Source organism: Pseudomonas sp. GL_135 (assembly GCF_057834665.1).
In genome coordinates this window covers 5,283,663-5,299,199 of the sequence record NZ_CM174408.1, presented here as the reverse complement: position 1 = coordinate 5,299,199, position 15,537 = coordinate 5,283,663, and the positions used below count along the sequence as shown (strand labels likewise).

At 60.3% G+C, this 15,537-nt stretch carries 15 protein-coding genes and 1 tRNA gene; 8 read left to right on the top strand and 8 right to left on the bottom strand.

The genetic code is table 11. The features are described 5' to 3' along the window. Positions 1 to 39: 39 nt before the first annotated feature. The gene (locus tag AC3ISG_RS23375; RefSeq protein ID WP_122534027.1) at positions 40 to 696 is read right to left on the bottom strand and encodes a hypothetical protein; all 657 of its coding nucleotides are present in this window, start codon (positions 694 to 696) and stop codon (positions 40 to 42) included. Between the two features lie 332 nt (positions 697 to 1,028). On the opposite strand from AC3ISG_RS23375, the gene AC3ISG_RS23370 reads away from it, so the two are divergent. After that, a complete protein-coding gene (locus AC3ISG_RS23370) occupies positions 1,029 to 1,445 on the top strand; it encodes a glycine zipper domain-containing protein (RefSeq protein WP_122622903.1) in 417 nt (138 codons plus the stop codon). A gap of 242 nt (positions 1,446 to 1,687) precedes the next feature. On the opposite strand, the gene AC3ISG_RS23365 is transcribed toward AC3ISG_RS23370, so the two are convergent. From AC3ISG_RS23365 to AC3ISG_RS23350, 4 genes are all read right to left on the bottom strand, one after another. Next, positions 1,688 to 1,763 (bottom strand) — tRNA-Phe (locus AC3ISG_RS23365). 102 nt (positions 1,764 to 1,865) lie between these two features. Next, complete coding sequence (locus tag AC3ISG_RS23360; RefSeq protein WP_122622902.1) at positions 1,866 to 2,138, bottom strand: oxidative damage protection protein; 273 nt, start codon at positions 2,136 to 2,138, stop codon at positions 1,866 to 1,868. After that, the gene (mutY, locus tag AC3ISG_RS23355) at positions 2,135 to 3,202 is read right to left on the bottom strand and encodes an A/G-specific adenine glycosylase (protein ID WP_489298067.1); all 1,068 of its coding nucleotides are present in this window, start codon (positions 3,200 to 3,202) and stop codon (positions 2,135 to 2,137) included. Before mutY ends, AC3ISG_RS23360 begins: the two co-directional genes overlap by 4 nt. A gap of 151 nt (positions 3,203 to 3,353) precedes the next feature. Then, positions 3,354 to 5,582, bottom strand: coding sequence for an AsmA family protein (locus AC3ISG_RS23350; protein WP_489298066.1), 2,229 nt, complete (start codon positions 5,580 to 5,582; stop codon positions 3,354 to 3,356). A 329-nt stretch (positions 5,583 to 5,911) separates the two neighbouring features. Here AC3ISG_RS23350 and AC3ISG_RS23345 point away from each other — a divergent pair, with 329 nt between their 5' ends. The 7 genes from AC3ISG_RS23345 (at position 5,912) to AC3ISG_RS23315 (ending at position 12,002) form a co-directional block, all read left to right on the top strand. Continuing rightward, the gene (locus tag AC3ISG_RS23345; RefSeq protein WP_122534021.1) at positions 5,912 to 7,573 is read left to right on the top strand and encodes an OFA family MFS transporter; all 1,662 of its coding nucleotides are present in this window, start codon (positions 5,912 to 5,914) and stop codon (positions 7,571 to 7,573) included. A gap of 286 nt (positions 7,574 to 7,859) precedes the next feature. Beyond that, positions 7,860 to 8,453 carry an imidazoleglycerol-phosphate dehydratase HisB gene (gene hisB / locus AC3ISG_RS23340; RefSeq protein WP_065987388.1) on the top strand — a complete coding sequence of 198 codons (594 nt, stop codon included), beginning with the start codon at positions 7,860 to 7,862 and terminating at the stop codon, positions 8,451 to 8,453. Further along, positions 8,453 to 9,091: an imidazole glycerol phosphate synthase subunit HisH gene (hisH, locus tag AC3ISG_RS23335; RefSeq protein WP_489298065.1), complete on the top strand. Its 639-nt coding sequence runs from the start codon at positions 8,453 to 8,455 to the stop codon at positions 9,089 to 9,091. The genes hisB and hisH overlap by 1 nt, the downstream gene beginning before the upstream one ends. Next, positions 9,091 to 9,351 (top strand): DUF2164 domain-containing protein, encoded by a 261-nt coding sequence (locus AC3ISG_RS23330; RefSeq protein WP_205485137.1) that lies wholly within the window; start codon positions 9,091 to 9,093, stop codon positions 9,349 to 9,351. Before hisH ends, AC3ISG_RS23330 begins: the two co-directional genes overlap by 1 nt. A 92-nt stretch (positions 9,352 to 9,443) precedes the next feature. Next, positions 9,444 to 10,193, top strand: a complete 750-nt coding sequence (hisA, locus tag AC3ISG_RS23325) for a 1-(5-phosphoribosyl)-5-[(5-phosphoribosylamino)methylideneamino]imidazole-4-carboxamide isomerase (protein ID WP_122622897.1) — start codon at positions 9,444 to 9,446, stop codon at positions 10,191 to 10,193. Positions 10,194 to 10,270: 77 nt separating this feature from the next. Continuing rightward, positions 10,271 to 11,041, top strand: coding sequence for an imidazole glycerol phosphate synthase subunit HisF (hisF, locus tag AC3ISG_RS23320; protein ID WP_122534017.1), 771 nt, complete (start codon positions 10,271 to 10,273; stop codon positions 11,039 to 11,041). A gap of 205 nt (positions 11,042 to 11,246) precedes the next feature. Then, complete coding sequence (locus tag AC3ISG_RS23315; protein WP_489298064.1) at positions 11,247 to 12,002, top strand: substrate-binding periplasmic protein; 756 nt, start codon at positions 11,247 to 11,249, stop codon at positions 12,000 to 12,002. 15 nt (positions 12,003 to 12,017) lie between these two features. On the opposite strand, the gene AC3ISG_RS23310 is transcribed toward AC3ISG_RS23315, so the two are convergent. The 3 genes from AC3ISG_RS23310 to AC3ISG_RS23300 are packed head-to-tail and all read right to left on the bottom strand — an operon-like array spanning position 12,018 to position 15,504. Then, entirely contained in the window at positions 12,018 to 12,818 is an 801-nt protein-coding gene (locus AC3ISG_RS23310) for a divergent polysaccharide deacetylase family protein (protein ID WP_489298063.1), read from the bottom strand. A 1-nt stretch (position 12,819) separates the two neighbouring features. After that, positions 12,820 to 14,151, bottom strand: a complete 1,332-nt coding sequence (locus AC3ISG_RS23305) for a S41 family peptidase (RefSeq protein ID WP_122534013.1) — start codon at positions 14,149 to 14,151, stop codon at positions 12,820 to 12,822. Positions 14,152 to 14,181: 30 nt separating this feature from the next. Further along, entirely contained in the window at positions 14,182 to 15,504 is a 1,323-nt protein-coding gene (locus AC3ISG_RS23300; protein WP_489298062.1) for a murein hydrolase activator EnvC family protein, read from the bottom strand. Positions 15,505 to 15,537 lie beyond the last annotated feature (33 nt).

The following is a 15,537-nucleotide window of genomic DNA, read 5'->3' as shown; positions in this document are numbered from 1 at the left end:
CCATTCGCATGGCCCAGGATCATCGGGCGCGTATTGTATTCAGTCTTGAGCCGGTTCGTCGTGCTTGTTGCGGTCGATCCCCAGCATCTCCATCGTGGATTCCATCTCGATCTCGCTGAGAATGGCGCGGAACGCCTCATAGAAATCATCGTCGTGAATGCGCGCCCTGACAGTCGCCTCATCCAGTCCGTGGGCCCACATCATGTAGGCGCCCAGCGTGTTCACCAGAACGTCGAGGTAGTCGTCGAAATTGAAGTCGTAGAAGGCGTGTGCGGCTATCGGACCTTTGGCAAAGGCATCGAGCAAATCCAGGAACCCTTTCTGCTCAGCAACCTTGAGCACTTCGTAATGCGCGAGGCGTTGCTCCTGAGACGGCTCTGGCGCAGGGGACTGGTAAACCTCCATCAGCAGCATTTCGTCCTCAGTGATCGACATCTCGTCGGCTTCGCCCCTTATCACCGCCGCCATCGCTTCCCGCTCTTCTTCGTCCATGGTTTCGAGGATGTCGGGCTCCACGAAATTCTTAAGCAAGGTATCGTCGTCCAGCTCTGCGTCGTCCTCCGAGAAGAAATCAGGCATGAAGTAATCCGGCACGATCGGGTCGGGAGTCTGCGGGTGCTGGCGGGCGACTCGCTGCTCTTTGGCTTTGGTCTTGGCGCGCTTGGCTCGTTTTTGCTGCTTGCTGACAGATGCCATCACGAAGCTTCCTTGGTTGGCTCCAGCCTGCGATGTTAATAAATCGCGCCCAATAAAAAACCCTGAATCTTTCGATGCAGGGGTTTTTTGGTGTTTTTGGTGCCTAGAGACAGAATCGCAAGGGGTGGGTCTGAATGGCTGTCCATCTCGGCGCTGGCCACCCGCCAGTAGTTCTACCTCATCAAGATTTATCCACGGCAGCCGATGTGAGGGTATGAGCATTCCGCTGGACATACTCTGAGTTGAATCTCCCTAGCCCAGTCCAGCACCGTTGTTTTAGTCCTGCTCGATGCTTCCCCGAGAGGCTACTTCACCCACTTGAGATTGAATCCATGCGAATCACTGTACCGATACTGCTTTTAGGAATGCTTGGCACTCAATGCGCGCTGGCGGCTGGGGACGGAACATCCGCAGTGGGCGGAGGCATAGGCGGCGCGCTTGGGAATGTCATTGGACAGCAAATGGGTGGAAGCACCGGCGCGGCGGTGGGTGCGGGTGTCGGCGGAGCCGCTGGCGGAGCTTTGGGCGCCAAAAGAGGAAGCAAGACCGAGGCGGCTATCGGCGGGGGGCTGGGATCAGCGGGTGGGTCTGTCATTGGTAACCAGTTGGGTGGCTCAACAGGGTCAACCATAGGTGCCGGCTTAGGCGGCGCTGCCGGAGGCGCAGTGGGTAGCAACATGGCAGATGACGGCGGCAACAACCGCTCTCACGGCAAGCGACATGGACACAAGAAAAATAAGCATGATTGAAAGCCCGGCGATCTGCTCCCATACCTCCATCGAGTGATTTGAGCGACGACACGCGCGTTTGTCGGAGACGTCGGCCACCACCTAGGCGTCTTCACACATATACGGCTCTGCGCTTACGAATCCATTCACGTCTATTCGGGCTTACAAAGAAGCGGTAGGGAACCGTGAAAAGCAAAAAGCCCGCACGAGGCGGGCTTCTTGTGTGTTTTCAACTGTGCTTGGCATCACCTGAAAACGGAAGGTGGTGCCCAGAGACGGAATCGAACCGCCGACACGGGGATTTTCAATCCCCTGCTCTACCGACTGAGCTATCTGGGCAACGGGGCGCATTAAACGTGTTTTTCAGGAGGTCGTCAAGCATGGTGTTGAAAAAAATCTGAATTATTTCCTCCGCTTACGACGAACACTGTCTGCCAAGGGTTATTCGGCAGGAGGAACGTAGCCGTCGGCCTTGGCGTATTCCTCGCCGGACAGGTATTTGTCCATCTCGGTCTGCAGGAATTTGCGATCTTCGGCGTTCATCATGTTCAGGCGGCGCTCGTTGATCAGCAGGGTCTGGTGTTTCTGCCAGTCGCCCCAGGCTTTCAGCGAGACGTTGTTGTAGATGTCTTCACCTTTGGCGCCCGGATACGGCGGACGGTCCAAGCCAGGCAATTCTTCTTTGTATTTGCGGCACATCACGGTGCGGGTCATGAGGACTCTCCTGCATTCAGTACGTCGGCTGCGTTTTTCAGCAGTTTCTTCACCGGGGCGGCAAGGCCCAGGCGCGGCGGGGTGGCGAGGTTATACCAGAGCCAGTCGTCCTCGGCCACGTGATGGACGGACGCGCGGACCCGGACCAGCCAGGGCTCGATGGTCAGCTGGAAGTGGCTGAACGTGTGGATCAGGCCCGGCAGGGCTTGATGCTCGCCCAATTCAAGGGCGTGCTGGTCGGCCAGATGCTGCATGTCGTTGAAGTCGTCCAGCTCCGGCAAGCTCCACAGCCCGCCCCAAAGCCCGGTCGACGGGCGGCGATAGAGCAGAATCTCGCCTTCGTCGTTGGCAAAGATCGGCATCAAGGTGCGCTTTTGCGGCACGACCTTGCGCGGTTTCGGTATTGGATAGCGGGTTTCCTGACCGAGCATGTGCGCTTCGCATCCACGTTCCAGGGGGCAGAGCAGGCAACTGGGTTTGGTCCGGGTGCAAAGTGTGGCGCCTAGATCCATCATCGCCTGGGTGTAGTGATTGACGCGGCTGTGCGGCGTGTAGCGCTCTGCCGTGGCCCACATCTGCTTCGCCACCTTGGGCTCACCCGGATAGCCTTCCTGAGCGGTGAAGCGGGCGAGCACGCGCTTGACGTTGCCGTCGAGGATCGGCGCGCGCAGGCCCATGCTGATGCTGGCAATTGCGCCCGCCGTGGAGAGGCCGATACCGGGCAGCTCGACGAGCTTTTCCACGTCGCGGGGGAATTCACCGCCGTGCTGGGCCACCACGATTTTCGCGGCTTTCTGCAGGTTGCGCGCGCGGGTGTAGTAACCCAGCCCGGTCCACAGATGCAGGACCTCATCTTCCGGCGCTTCGGCCAACGCCTGCACGGTCGGGAGCGAGTCCATGAATTTATCGAAATAGCCAAGCACCGTGCTGACCTGGGTTTGCTGCAGCATGATTTCCGACACCCACACACGGTAGGGGGTGATGTCGTGTTGCCAAGGGAGATCGTGACGGCCGTGGCGGTCGTACCAGTCGAGAACGGCGGAGGAGAACTGCTCGGGTTGCATCAAGGGTTCCGGTGATAAGAGAGAGTCGGGTTGCATCGCCATGTCTTGCCCGCGAGTGCGCTGGGTCAGCCACCACCATGGTGTATGACCCGACGCCTTCGCGAGCAAGCTCGCTCCCACAATTTGGAGGCGCAGCGGCTGCTGGACGGGGTTAACGCTTGAACAATCCCTTGATCGCGTCCTTGAGCTCGGGACTCACCTTGTCCCCCAGCTTTTCATCGATCTTGTCGCCGATCCGGTCGCCTGCCAGCTTGGCAGCGACCTTGCCCAGGCCGTCGTTATCCAGACGGCAGGCCTTGGCGCCCATTTCCAGCGGGCCGCGGCAGAGCACCGGCCATTCGATGCCGACAAAGCGCGGATTCACTTCGCAGGCGGGGTCCGGCATGTCGCTCTTGTCGCCTTCGATGATCACGCCGACGCGGTAGTTCAAGCCCATGACGCGCAGGTCGATGTCGCCATCGCCGTTGACCGTCAGGCCCGGGGTGCGGACTTTCAGGTCCGGGTTGCTGGCCACGCCGTTGCGGAACACCAGATTGCCATTCAACTGCTGGAACGGCGTGTCCTTGCCGCGCGGTTCGCCGCTCAAGCTCTTGCGATTGAGCGTCGAGATGCCGCGGCAGAGCTGCTGCTCGAGGTTGGCGTTGACCAGCACGCCATCGTTCAGCGCAAAACTCGCGGTACCGTTGAGGCTCTCGACCAGGGCCTTCTCGCTGTTGCCTTTGGCGGTCACATCGCTGGTGAGGTTAAGCAAACCGCGCAGCGGCGGCGTGGTGCCCTGGCTCTGAATGAAATGTTCCACCGGCACCTTGGCAACGCGCGTCTGAACACGTGCCAATGGCACTTCAGGGCGCGCATCCAAGTCGCCCTTGACCTCGAAATTACCGTTGTACAGATCGCCGCGCAGGCTGCTGACCGTGATCACGCCATCAAGCGCCGAGGTTTTCAGCGCCGCGTTCTGGATCGGCAGTTTCTCCAGGGTCAGCTTGCCGAAGCTCAGGTCGGCGTCGACGTCCAGTTTGCGCAGGCGCTCGAGGGGCAGCAGTTTCGCGTCGCTCCAGGCGCCTTGAGTCGGCTGATTCGGCAGAGGCGAGGTGCCCGACGCCACCATGGCTTCGGCTTCCGCGCCCTGAACTTCGGCTCTGCGCGCGGCACCGGCGCTCTTCGTCTGCTCGCCTTCGGGCTTGCGATATCGGTCGGCGTCGAACGCATCGGCCTTGAGTTGCAGGCGCAGGGATTGTTTAGCGAAATCTTCCACGGCGACACGACCGGTGATGGTGCTGTCGTCGAGTTTCACCCTGAGGTCATCCAGCGAAACGCTATTGGGCGTCGCCGCGATACGGGTGACCAATTCCAGTTTGTTCAGGCTGCCGTCGCCAAGGGGTGGCGCAGGTTGACCGACACCGTCGAGGAAGTCGCGCAGGTTGAACTGGGCAATCGAGATACCGCCTGTAAGCTGCGGCGTCTTGTCCAGATCACGCACATGCAACTCGCCGAGAGCCCGCAGTTGATTGGCGGACAGCTTCAGATTGGTCCATTCCGCGACATTGGCGGACATGTCTGCCAGCAATTGGCCCTGGGCCGAGAACGTCAGCGTCTTGCCCTGCAGCGGATCGCCCGCCGCTTCCCCGGAGAACCGCATGTCATCAAGCTGATAACGTTTAAGCGCGCGATCAAAACGCAGCTTGCCGGTCAGTTCGGTTTTGGTGCGCACGACGGGTTGGTTGGTGCTGAGAAACGCGGTCAGTTTCAGCGGGATATCGGTCGCGTTGTGGATCGGGCCGGTGCTCAGCTGAATGCTCTCGGCGGTGAACTGCCGGGCCTTGGGAATATCGTTGAAATCGATCCGCGCGTTGTTCACGGTCAGGCTGTCAATGTCCAGCTTGAGCGGCTGCCACTGCTTGTCGGGTTTAGCCGGCGCTGTATTGGCCGGCGCATCCGGCGTGGCGGGCGGCTGGGCTGGATTGGCCGCAGTGGCGGGGACTTTGCCGATGTCTTCCCAGTTGCCATGGCCGTTTTCGTCGCGGGTCAGCGTCAGGTTCAGGCCCTCGACACGTACATCGCTCATCTGCACTTCCTTGCGCAGCAGCGGCAGTACGCGCACGGACAACCCGAGCATCTGCAGGTCGGCGAAGGGTTTGGACGGCTCGCTCAAGGTGGCAACGCTGGCATCGTGCAGCTCCAGGCCCAGCCACGGAAACAGGCTCCAGCCGATATCGCCATTGAGCGTCAGCTCGACGTGGGCGCGATCGCGAACCAGTTTTCGAATCTCGTCTTTGTAGTCGTTGGGATCAAAAAAGTGGGTCAAGGCAAAGCCGAGAGCCACGATGATCAGCAACAGCCCGAGGAGGGTGAGCCCCAGGATTTTGCCGAACGCTTTCATGGGCGAGTCCTTGTGTCGAGTCGTTCAAAATTTAGCCCGCGAGTATAGCGTCCTCACGCAGGCATCGGGTTTTGGATCGCCACAGACACCTCCGATCGAAATGTCAGCGCCTTGCACAATGACAAACGGCACGAAAAAGGTAGTAGCAGAATGCTTTCTTTTCTGTCGCAAATGGTAATCTCGCGCCGTTCGCCAGCTTTGCTGCGTCGAATTGTCACGTAAAGAGACGGTCTGCCGATAAACCACCGAGGCCTGCGTGCTTGAAGAGTGGTGGCAGAGCGATGTCGCTGTTCTTGCGGGATATAACTAAAAATTGGGGGCAACAATAAATGACTACGAGCACTGCTCTGGGCGGTACGGCCGCTCAGCCTGCGTTCTTGTCCAAAGAGCGCATTATCGCCAAACGCGGTTTCAACCGTTGGCTGGTTCCGCCAGCTGCATTGGCAATCCATCTGTGTATCGGCATGGCCTATGGCTTCTCGGTGTTCTGGCTGCCGTTGTCCAAGGCAATCGGCATCAAGACTGCTGTCGCCTGCCCGGCTGACATGGGTTTCTTCGAGCAAGTCATTTCGTCCAGTTGTGACTGGCCGATCTCCATGCTCGGCTGGATCTACACCCTGTTCTTCATTTTCCTTGGCTGCTCCGCAGCGATCTGGGGCGGCTGGCTGGAACACGCGGGCCCGCGCAAGGCCGGTGTTGTATCGGCGCTGTGCTGGTGTGGCGGTCTGCTGATCTCGGCGCTGGGCGTATACACGCACCAGATCTGGCTGATGTGGATCGGCTCGGGCGTGATCGGCGGTATCGGTCTTGGCCTGGGTTATATCTCGCCGGTCTCGACGCTGATCAAATGGTTCCCGGACAAGCGCGGCATGGCGACCGGTATGGCGATCATGGGTTTCGGCGGTGGCGCGATGGTGGGTGCTCCGCTGGCTACCGCACTGATGAGCCACTTCGCCACGCCTGACAGCGTTGGCGTATGGCAGAGCTTCGCGGTGATGGCGGTGATTTACTTCATCTTCATGATCGGCGGCGCACTGTCGTACCGCGTTCCGCCCACCGGCTGGAAACCTGAAGGCTGGACTGCTCCGGCGAAGAAAGCCAACAGCGCGATGATCACCAACCGTCACGTGCACGTCAGCGTTGCATGGAAGACGCCTCAGTTTCGTCTGGTCTGGCTGGTGCTGTGCCTGAACGTTTCGGCAGGCATCGGTATTCTCGGCATGGCTTCGCCCCTGCTGCAGGAAGTGTTCGGCGGCAAGCTGCTGGGCACCGATCAGCCGTTCGGCCAACTGGATGCCTCGCAACTGGCGGCCATCGCGGCCATTGCGGCCGGCTTCACCGGTCTGCTGAGCCTGTTCAACATCGGCGGCCGTTTCTTCTGGGCCTCGTTCTCGGACTACATCGGCCGTAAAGCCACCTACTTCGTGTTCTTCGCACTGGGCTTTTTGCTCTACGCGTCGGTACCGACCCTGGGTCACTTGGGCAGCGTTGCGCTGTTCGTGGCGGCGTTCTGCGTCGTGCTGTCGATGTACGGCGGCGGTTTCGCCACCGTTCCGGCTTACCTGGCTGACCTGTTTGGTACGCAAATGGTCGGCGCGATTCACGGTCGCTTGCTGACTGCATGGGCTGCCGCTGGTGTGCTTGGCCCGGTATTGGTGAACTACCTGCGTGAGTACCAGCTGAGCCACGGCGTTGCTCGTGCCGATGCCTACGACATCACCTTGTACATCCTCGCGGGTCTGCTGGTGTTGGGCTTCATCTGCAACCTGCTGGTGCGTCCGGTGGCCGACAAATACTTCATGACCGACGAGCAGCTGAAGGCTGAACAAGCCATCGGTCACGATGCCGGCGCAGATCACAGCACTTCGCTGGAATGGAAAGCGGACCCAAGCACCAAGCCACTGGCGATTCTGGCCTGGCTGGCAGTGGGCATTCCGCTGGCATGGGGCGTGTGGATCACTCTGCAGAAGACTGCGGTGTTGTTTCACTAAAAGCTGATCTGGTTAGCCTGAGATGCTTCAGGCTGACCTGAACCTGTGGGAGTGAGCGTGCTCGCGAAGGCGGTCTAACGGACGGCAGAGATGTCGAATGTGAGGGCCTATTCGCGAGCAAGCCCGCTCCCACATTTTTTTGCCTGTACGTATTCGCTTGTATACACATGTCTATCCCATGCAGCCCGCATTCCCCCGGTCCGGCATTGCTCGCTTCATGTTTCTGTTTCCCCGCCACACGCCTATAATGGCCGCCTTTTCGCCCAATGATTTTGCGGAGCTGGTGATGGCCGAACGTATGGTGTTCGTCGAGCGCGACACTCTGGAAACCCAGATCAAAGCCTCGATCAACCTGGATGGCACAGGAAAGTCCCGATTCGACATCGGCGTTCCTTTTCTTGAACACATGCTCGACCAGATCGCCCGTCACGGGCTGATCGATCTGGACATCGAATGCAAAGGCGACCTGCATATCGACGATCACCACACCGTGGAAGACGTCGGCATCACGCTGGGCCAGGCGTTCAGCAAAGCCATCGGCGACAAAAAAGGCATCCGTCGCTACGGCCACGCCTATGTCCCGCTGGATGAAGCGCTGTCGCGCGTGGTCATCGACTTCTCCGGTCGTCCTGGCCTGCAAATGCATGTGCCGTACACCCGCGCCACCGTCGGCGGCTTTGATGTGGACCTGTTCCAGGAATTCTTCCAGGGGTTCGTCAACCACGCCAACGTCACGCTGCACATCGACAACCTGCGCGGCCACAACACTCACCACCAGATCGAAACCGTCTTCAAGGCGTTCGGCCGTGCACTGCGCATGGCGGTAGAACTGGACGACCGCATGGCCGGCCAGATGCCTTCGACCAAAGGCGTGCTGTAATGCAGACCGTTGCCGTTATCGACTATGGCATGGGCAATCTGCACTCGGTGGCCAAGGCGCTAGAGCACGTCGGCGCCGGTCGCGTGCTGATTACCAGCGATGCCGACGTCATCCGTGAAGCTGACCGCGTCGTGTTTCCCGGTGTCGGCGCGATCCGCGACTGCATGGCGGAAATTCGTCGGCTGGGCTTCGATGCCCTGGTGCGTGAAGTCAGTCAGGACCGTCCGTTTCTCGGGATCTGCGTGGGCATGCAGGCGCTGATGGAGCGTAGCGAAGAGAGCGGCGGTGTTGATTGCATCGGCACTTTCCCCGGTCAGGTGCGCTTCTTCGGCAAGGACCTCCACGAAGATGGCCAGCACCTGAAAGTCCCGCACATGGGCTGGAACGAAGTGGCGCAGGCCGTGGATCACCCGCTCTGGGCCAACATTCCGGACATGGCGCGGTTCTACTTCGTGCATAGCTATTACATCGAATCGCCCAACCCGCAGCAGATCGTCGGTCGTGGCCATTACGGTCATGACTTCGCCGCCGCATTGGCCGATGGCTCGCGCTTCGCCGTGCAGTTCCACCCCGAGAAGAGCCACACCCATGGCCTGCAGTTGCTGCAGAACTTCGCGGCGTGGGACGGCCGCTGGTAATGAGCAAGAAGACCAAACCGCCGATTCTGACCCTCACTCCCGAGCAGGAGAGCGAGGCGTGCCACAGGATCAAGCGGTTCATGGAAGACCGTTTCGAGCTGGACCTGGGTTCGTTCGAAGCGGCTGAAATCCTGGAATTGTTCACCCGCGAGATCGCGCCGCATTACTACAACCGGGCGATCTTCGATGTTCAGACGCACCTCAAGGAGCGTTTCGAAAGCATCGAGAGCGACCTGTGGGCGTTGGAGAAGAGCAGCTAGAAGCGGCAAGTTTCAAGCTGCAAGAATGGTTAGATGCGCAGACTTGCAGCTTATAGCTCGCGGCGCGCAGCTCTTTTGACGAAGGAAAAAGAATGCTCATTATTCCCGCGATCGACCTTAAAGACGGCGCATGTGTACGACTGCGCCAGGGTCGGATGGAAGATTCCACGGTGTTCTCCGATGATCCGGTGAGCATGGCTGCAAAATGGGTCGAGGGCGGCTGCCGTCGCTTGCATCTGGTTGACCTGAACGGTGCGTTCGAAGGCCAGCCGGTCAATGGCGAAGTCGTGACAGCGATTGCGCGTCGTTACCCGAACCTGCCGATCCAGATCGGTGGCGGCATACGCTCGCTGGAAACCATTGAGCACTACGTCAAAGCCGGCGTGAGTTACGTGATCATCGGCACCAAAGCGGTCAAGGACCCTGACTTCGTCGCCGAAGCCTGCCGCGCGTTCCCTGGCAAAGTGATTGTAGGCCTGGATGCCAAAGATGGCTTCGTCGCCACCGACGGCTGGGCTGAGGTCAGCACCGTGCAGGTGATCGACCTGGCCAAGCGCTTTGAGGCCGACGGCGTCTCGGCCATCGTTTATACCGACATCGCCAAAGACGGCATGATGCAGGGCTGCAACGTCCCGTTCACCGCCGCGCTGGCCGCTGCCACCCGCATTCCGGTGATCGCGTCGGGCGGCATTCATAACCTGGGCGACATCAAAGCGCTGCTCGACGCCAAGGCACCGGGCATCATCGGCGCAATCACCGGCCGTGCGATTTATGAAGGCACGCTGGATGTGGCTGAAGCACAGGCGTTTTGTGACAGCTACGCAGTCAGCTCCGAGCAGTAAGCTTCAAGCTGCAAGCTGACCTCGATCCGCTTCTACTTGCAGCTTAAAGCTTGAAGCTTGTTACTTAAGGACTAACCATGGCCCTTGCCAAACGCATCATCCCTTGCCTCGACGTCGACAACGGCCGTGTGGTCAAGGGCGTGAAGTTCGAGAACATCCGCGACGCCGGTGATCCGGTCGAGATCGCCCGTCGTTATGACGAGCAGGGTGCCGACGAGATTACCTTCCTCGACATCACCGCCAGCGTCGACGGCCGCGACACCACGCTGCACACCGTCGAGCGCATGGCCAGTCAGGTGTTCATCCCGCTGACCGTTGGCGGCGGCGTGCGCACGGTGCAGGACATTCGCAATCTGCTCAACGCCGGTGCCGACAAGGTGTCGATCAACACCGCTGCGGTGTTCAATCCTGAGTTCGTTGGTGAAGCCGCTGCCCGTTTCGGTTCGCAGTGCATCGTCGTGGCCATCGATGCCAAACGGGTTTCGCTGCCCGGCGAAGCGCCACGCTGGGAAATCTTCACCCATGGCGGTCGCAAGCCGACCGGCCTGGACGCGGTGATGTGGGCCAAAAAGATGGAAGACCTTGGCGCCGGCGAGATCCTGCTCACCAGCATGGATCAGGACGGGATGAAAAACGGCTTCGATCTCGGCGTGACCCGTGCCATCAGTGATGCGCTGGGCATCCCGGTGATTGCTTCAGGCGGCGTCGGCAATCTTGAGCACCTGGCGGCCGGCGTGCTGGAAGGCCACGCCAGTGCCGTGCTGGCGGCGAGTATTTTCCACTTTGGCGAATACACCGTGCCTGAGGCCAAGGCGTACATGGCGGCGCAAGGGATCGTGGTTCGCTGAGCCTTCGGCCGCTCAGTCCTTGTTGCTTGAGGGCTGAGTCTCCGTAGGCAGGCTCACTCCCGCACGGCGGTGCCCGCATTGCGCCGAAGTGGTCTGGCGCATCGTGGCGAGCCTGCTCTGAAGGCGACCGTCCCGGTCGTCGAACTGGACTTTGCTGATCGTTAGCGGCACTCTCTTGCCGTCGTCAGGATCAGGGGCCAGGGATATGTTCAAAGGTGTTTTTCTTGCACTGATCAGCGTCGCGATAATGCTGTCAGGAGCCGCCCGGGCCGACGATACGCCGGCCTATTCAATGGTCCTGCTGACCGAAAACTTCCCGCCTTACAACATGGCTACCGACGGCAAGAATTTCGCTCAGGAAGCCAACATCAAGGGCATCGCCGTCGAGGTGGTGCGCGAGACCTTCAAGCGCGCCGATGTCGGCTACAACATGACCCTGCGCTTCCCCTGGGATCGCATCTACAAGCTGGCGCTGGAAAATCCTGGTTACGGCGTGTTCGTGACTGCGCGGTTGCCCGAGCGCGAAAAACGCTTCAAGTGGGTCGGACCAATCGGCCCGGACGACTGGATTCTGCTGGCGCGCGCTGACAGCCCGATCCAGCTGAGCACTCTTGAGGCTGCACGGTCTTACCGAATCGGTGCCTACAAGGGCGACGCCATTGCCGTGGAGCTGGCGCGTCAGGGTATGAACCCGATCACGGTGCTCAGCGATAAAGACAACGCCAGGAAGCTGGTCGATGGCCAGCTCGATCTGTGGGCCACGGGTGATCCGGCGGGTCGCTATCTGGCGCGGCAGGAGGGCATCACAGGGTTGAAAACCGTGCTGCGTTTCAACAGTGCCGAACTGTTTCTGGCATTGAACAAAGACACCCCGGACGCCGTGGTCCAACGGCTGCAAAGTGCGCTGGATCAGCTGCGCAAAGAAGGCGTGATCGATTCGATTTTCGCCAAATATCTCTAGCGAAGCAGTGTCGGCCTAGCGATAACGCCCGTTCTTGCCATGGCCGGCCATCGCCTCATTTCCGCGCTCAGTGACCATGTGGCGGATCTCGATCAGCTCTATACCTTGGGATTTAAGCTTGGGCAGCTCGCGCTCAAGCACATCGAGCGTCACCGGATAGGGATGACCGATCATCACGGCCGAGCCTTGCTTGTGAGCGAGTTTGATCGCCGTCTGAAGCTGGCCGCTGATGGCCTCTGCGGTGCGCTCGTCGTCGAGAAAAACATCGCGGGACACGCTGGCCAGACCAATCTTCTGCGCTTCAGCCGCGGCAACGGTTTTGGCGCTGGTGCGGCTGTCGACCAGAAACAAATGACGGCGCTGCAACTCGCCCACCAACCAGCCCATGGCCACCGGCTCGGCCGTCATGCGGCTGCCCATGTGGTTGTTGATGCCAGCGGCGTAGGGGACTTTCAGCAGCGCGGCGTTCAGACGCGATTCGAGTTCGGGCAGCGGCAGTTCCGGATGCCAGGCGTACGGCCCGGTCGCCGGGTCCATGGGCATGTGCAGCATGACCGTCTTGCCAGCCTTGTGCGCCTGACGGGCAAAGTCCGTTGCGTGGGGCGTGTCAGGCATGATCGCCAGCGTCACGGGGCCGGGAAGGGCCAGCGCGCGGCTGTCCCGTTCAGGGTTTTGCCCGAGATCGTCAATGATCAGGCTGAGATAAGCGACCTTCGGCGCTTTGCCTGCGGTCGCTGAGGATTCGGCGGGCGCTGCGTGTGCAGCACCCGTTGTGAAGGCAAGGGCGCAAATGAGCCCGGTCAACCAGACGCGCATCTCAATTGCCGCGCGTGACGCTCAAACCCTTGAGCAAGCTGAGGGCCTGGTTCATCTGGTAGTCATCGTCCTGCGGACGCGCCTTGCCAGCCTTGGCCTTGGTGGTCGGTTTGTCCGCGCCGCCGTTGCCGTTGCCCAAGTGACCGAGCAGATCGGCCTCTTTGTAGTTGTCGCCATCGGCTTCGGCCGTAAGCTTGGCGCGTTTCACTTCGATGTCCGGATTGATGCCCTGGGCCTGAATCGAGCGGCCGTTCGGCGTGTAATACAGCGCCGTAGTGATCTTCAGCGCGCGGTCGTTAGCCAGCGGCAGAACGGTTTGCACCGAGCCTTTGCCGAACGTATCAGTACCCATCAGGATGCCGCGCTTCTGGTCTTGCAATGCACCGGCGACGATCTCCGACGCCGAGGCGCTGCCGCCGTTGATCAGTACCACCAGAGGCACACCTTCGCTGGCGTCAGCCGGGTCTGCCGAGAAGCGCAGTTCCGAGTTGGCAATGCGGCCTTTGGTGTAAACGATCAGGCCCTTGGTCAGGAAGTGGTCAGCCACCTCGACCGCCGCCTGCAACACACCGCCCGGGTTGTTGCGCAGGTCGAGGATCAGGCCGCTCATCTTCTTGCCGTTGTCCTTGCGGAGCTTGGCCAGCGCCTTGCCGACTTCCTCACCGGTCTTGACCTGGAATTGGGTGATGCGGATGTAACCGTAACCCGGCTCCAGCATCTGCGCCTTCACGCTTTTGACCTGGATGGTTGCGCGGGCCAGCGTCACATCGAATGGAGTGCCGCCGTCACGCACCAGCGTCAGGGTGATTTTTTCGCCGATCTTGCCGCGCATTTTGTCCACGGCTTCCTGCATCGTCTGGCCCTGGGTTGGCGTGCCGTTGATTTTGACGATCAGGTCACCCGCTTCGATGCCAGCTTTGGACGCAGGGGTGTCATCGATGGGGGAGACGACTTTTACAAAGCCGTCTTCGACGCCCACTTCGATACCCAGCCCGCCGAACTCGCCACTGGTGCTTTCCTGCAGCTCCTGGAAATCTTCCGGGCCCAGGTAAGCGGAGTGGGGATCAAGGTTGCTGAGCATGCCTTTGATGGCGTTTTCCAGCAGGGTCTTGTCATCCACGGGCTCGACGTACGCGGCTTTGATCCGGTCCATGACCTCGGCGAAGGTGCGCAGCTCGTCGAGCGGCAGCGGCGCCTTGATGTTCGCGGCGTTGGCGGGCGCAGTGGCGGCAGGCGCAGCAGCAGGGGCGGCGCCGGCAGCCTGGGCCAGAGGAGCGCCGATAACCACGGCGATAGTCAGGGCCAGCGAGGTGAGGCGGGACGAAAACAGCATGTCTTACGAACTCCTGAGTGAGGTGTCGACTTATCCTTGAGTGCGACACCATTGGGCCGGATCACTAGGGCGACCCTGCTGACGAATAGCGAAATACAACGCCGGAGTGTCCTGACCGCCACCGCTGTTACCAACAGTAGAGATCGCGTCTCCGGCTTTTACGACGTCCCCGGCCTCTTTCAACAGGCTCTGGTTGTGACCGTACAGACTCAAATAACCATTGCCGTGGTCGAGAATGACCAGAAGCCCGGCGCCGCGCAACCAGTCGGCGAAGACCACCCGACCACCGTGCACCGCGCGGACCTGGCTGCCTGCAGCCGCACTGATCAACACACCGTCCCACTTGGTGCGCTCGTCATCGCCACGGCTTTCACCGAATCGCGCCAACAATCGACCATCGACGGGCCAAGGAAGTTTTCCCCTTGCTTGCTCAAAAGCGCCGCCGTACGACTGACCGGCACTGGAAACCATCGCGCCGGGCGCCTTGGTCGGCCGACGAGGGGCCACATCGGTGTCGTCCTTCGCATCGTCTTTGGCCCGGTTCTTCGCCAGCGCTTCTTGCTCGCGCTGACGTTTTTCGGCTTCCTGCTGCGCGAGCAATGCCTTCTGGCGAGCCTCTTCGGCTTCGCGAGCCTGGCGGGCGAGGGTTTCTTCGATGGTCTTGAGAACCTTGGTCAGGTCGGCCTGATCCTGCTGCCGCGACTGAAGCTTCTGGTCGCGAACCTTGTAATCCTGATTCAGCTTGGCCAGTGCTACCTGACGTTCCTGGCGAACGGTATCGAGCTGGGCTTTCTGGTCATCCAGCGAACTCTTCTGCACCAGGAGCTGCGCTTGCTGCAGGTCGATGTCTTTCTCGACGCCGGCCAGCTGGTGCAAGGTTTCATTGAAGTTGCGCAACTGCTCCAGGCGGGCCTGGCTCAGGTAATCGTAATAGGTGAGGGTGCGGGCGAATTTTTCGGGATTCTGCTGATTGAGCAGCAGTTTGAGGTATTCCTGGCGGCCGCTCTGGTAGGCAGCGCGGGCTTGAATCGCGATCAGTCGTTGCTGTTCAACGCGTGCGCTCTGGAGTTTTTTTTTCTCCTGGTCGAGCCGTTGCAGCTCGCTTTCAGTCTTTTTTAGTTCTTTTTGCAGGGCCTCCACCTGCTTTTCCAGCTTGCCCATCTGAGTTTCAGTGGAGCGCAGGTCTTTCTGGACGCCGGATTTTTCTTCCTGCAACTGGCTTAGCGCTTTTTTCAGTTCGGTGATGTCCTGACGCGTGGCATCCAGCTGTTTCTGCGTTTGTGCGCGATCATCGTCGGCGAAGGCCGGATTGAGCAGACAAATCAAGGCGAGGGTGATCAGGGCGCGAAGCATGAGGTTGGGCGACACCAGGAGTAAAGACCGGCC

What these genes read in the sequence shown, in the direction of transcription:
- AC3ISG_RS23375 (WP_122534027.1), bottom strand. Translation starts at nt 696, where the DNA reads ATGGCATCTGTCAGCAAGCAGCAAAAACGAGCCAAGCGCGCCAAGACC.
- AC3ISG_RS23370 (WP_122622903.1), top strand. Translation starts at nt 1,029, where the DNA reads ATGCGAATCACTGTACCGATACTGCTTTTAGGAATGCTTGGCACTCAA.
- AC3ISG_RS23360 (WP_122622902.1), bottom strand. Translation starts at nt 2,138, where the DNA reads ATGACCCGCACCGTGATGTGCCGCAAATACAAAGAAGAATTGCCTGGC.
- mutY (WP_489298067.1), bottom strand. Translation starts at nt 3,202, where the DNA reads ATGCAACCCGAGCAGTTCTCCTCCGCCGTTCTCGACTGGTACGACCGC.
- AC3ISG_RS23350 (WP_489298066.1), bottom strand. Translation starts at nt 5,582, where the DNA reads ATGAAAGCGTTCGGCAAAATCCTGGGGCTCACCCTCCTCGGGCTGTTG.
- AC3ISG_RS23345 (WP_122534021.1), top strand. Translation starts at nt 5,912, where the DNA reads ATGACTACGAGCACTGCTCTGGGCGGTACGGCCGCTCAGCCTGCGTTC.
- hisB (WP_065987388.1), top strand. Translation starts at nt 7,860, where the DNA reads ATGGCCGAACGTATGGTGTTCGTCGAGCGCGACACTCTGGAAACCCAG.
- hisH (WP_489298065.1), top strand. Translation starts at nt 8,453, where the DNA reads ATGCAGACCGTTGCCGTTATCGACTATGGCATGGGCAATCTGCACTCG.
- AC3ISG_RS23330 (WP_205485137.1), top strand. Translation starts at nt 9,091, where the DNA reads ATGAGCAAGAAGACCAAACCGCCGATTCTGACCCTCACTCCCGAGCAG.
- hisA (WP_122622897.1), top strand. Translation starts at nt 9,444, where the DNA reads ATGCTCATTATTCCCGCGATCGACCTTAAAGACGGCGCATGTGTACGA.
- hisF (WP_122534017.1), top strand. Translation starts at nt 10,271, where the DNA reads ATGGCCCTTGCCAAACGCATCATCCCTTGCCTCGACGTCGACAACGGC.
- AC3ISG_RS23315 (WP_489298064.1), top strand. Translation starts at nt 11,247, where the DNA reads ATGTTCAAAGGTGTTTTTCTTGCACTGATCAGCGTCGCGATAATGCTG.
- AC3ISG_RS23310 (WP_489298063.1), bottom strand. Translation starts at nt 12,818, where the DNA reads ATGCGCGTCTGGTTGACCGGGCTCATTTGCGCCCTTGCCTTCACAACG.
- AC3ISG_RS23305 (WP_122534013.1), bottom strand. Translation starts at nt 14,151, where the DNA reads ATGCTGTTTTCGTCCCGCCTCACCTCGCTGGCCCTGACTATCGCCGTG.
- AC3ISG_RS23300 (WP_489298062.1), bottom strand. Translation starts at nt 15,504, where the DNA reads ATGCTTCGCGCCCTGATCACCCTCGCCTTGATTTGTCTGCTCAATCCG.